Raw genomic sequence first — 1457 nt, 5'->3', positions numbered from 1 at the left:
TATTAATAATATACCACAGTATTGCTATTTAATTTGATAAATAAAATAAAAATAATTTAAAAATTTAATCCTTAACGCCTGAGAGTATTTTTTCTGGAAGTTTCTGGCCTCTTGTTTCCTTCATTAAAAATACAAGAGGCATCACCAGCACAAATCCTATGGCGGTGTATGCCACGGCATGGCCAAACCCAACCAGAAGCGCGAGATAACCTATGATGAATATCAGTGCTGCGGCAAAATACCTTGCAAAGGTGGTTATTGCTGCAAAGCCTGAATTTCTAAATTCTGTTGGATAAAGCTCAGGGCTCCAGAGGGTAAATACCGAAAAGTCAGCACCCCCAAGGCCAAGCAATGGTATTGCCAGATAAAGATAAAATAATGAGTTCATATAGAATATTATATCGTAAATAAGAACAACACTGATGGTCATAAGCACCAGAAAGATTATCAATGTTATTCTCCTTCCAAGTTTTTCCGCCATTAATGGCATTAGTATGCATCCAATTATTGTAAATGCTGACACCTCTGCACCACCAGCTGCAACATAATATACAACGGGATATTTAAGCATGGCAATTTTGGCTGTTATATCCTCAATTATTGTTGGGACATACACAGTACCGCTGTAAAGTCCCAGTATAACGGCAGACATAACCAGGGATGCTATTACAGTGGATTTTGCATAACCTTTTTTGAATATGGAATAAAATGATTCCCTGGCCTTCAATGAATTTTTGGCAGCCCTTTTAACATTAACCCATTTTTCAGGCTCCTTTGTTTTATACCTTACATAAATTATGAAGATTACAGGAAGCCCTCCAAGTATAAGCATTCCACGGAATCCAATAAATGGCTCAAGGACAAGCTCCGCCAGTGCGGCAAATAAAAATCCAAAGTAAAAGCCCGTATGGAAAAGCCCAGCTCCCATAACCCTTCTATCCTCAGGGAAAACCTCTGCAACTGTGGTTCCGCCTGAAAACCATTCTGCACCAATCCCGAGACCTGTCAGGAATCTAAAGACCATAAATTCATATGCATTGGTTGATAAACCACTCAGAACAGACCCAACGGCAAATAAGATGATGCTTAAGGATAGTATTTTTATTCTTCCGTATTTATCACCAAGCGGGCCAAAAATAAATGATGTGCCCCATCCTATTAGAAATACTGCAAAAAATGCTGCAAGGAAAAATGATGTAAGGCTCAGGCTTATACCTGTGGCGGGAAGTAAATATCTGGTTGCGGCCAGATCTATAAATGCATAAACGAAGGTTGTAAATCCATCAAGAACCCAGCCTCCCCATGCGGCATAAAATGCTGACCACCTTATATTGCCCCAGGGCGTTTTGACCTGAACAGCATTCTGTGACATAAATATATTAAATAATTATTGAATAAATAAATTCCTGTATGAACATAAGTATAAGAAATATTATATCAATATACATTAGATCGGA

Annotated in this window: 1 protein-coding gene; it reads right to left on the bottom strand. The window is 38.4% G+C overall.

The window, feature by feature from the left end:
- Window positions 1-64 precede the first annotated feature (64 nt).
- Entirely contained in the window at window positions 65-1372 is a 1308-nt protein-coding gene (locus tag AOG55_RS02515) for an MFS transporter (RefSeq protein ID WP_048102236.1), read from the bottom strand.
- Window positions 1373-1457: the final 85 nt, after the last annotated feature.

This window comes from Acidiplasma cupricumulans (assembly GCF_001402935.1).
Taxonomy (GTDB): Archaea; Thermoplasmatota; Thermoplasmata; order Thermoplasmatales; family Thermoplasmataceae; genus Acidiplasma; species Acidiplasma aeolicum.
The sequence above is the reverse complement of the archived record's forward strand: the minus strand, read 5'-3'. Positions and strand labels throughout refer to the sequence as shown.

Bases quoted from the DNA above. Each gene is read 5' to 3' on its own strand.
- AOG55_RS02515 (WP_048102236.1), bottom strand. From the start codon at position 1,372: ATGTCACAGAATGCTGTTCAGGTCAAAACGCCCTGGGGCAATATAAGG.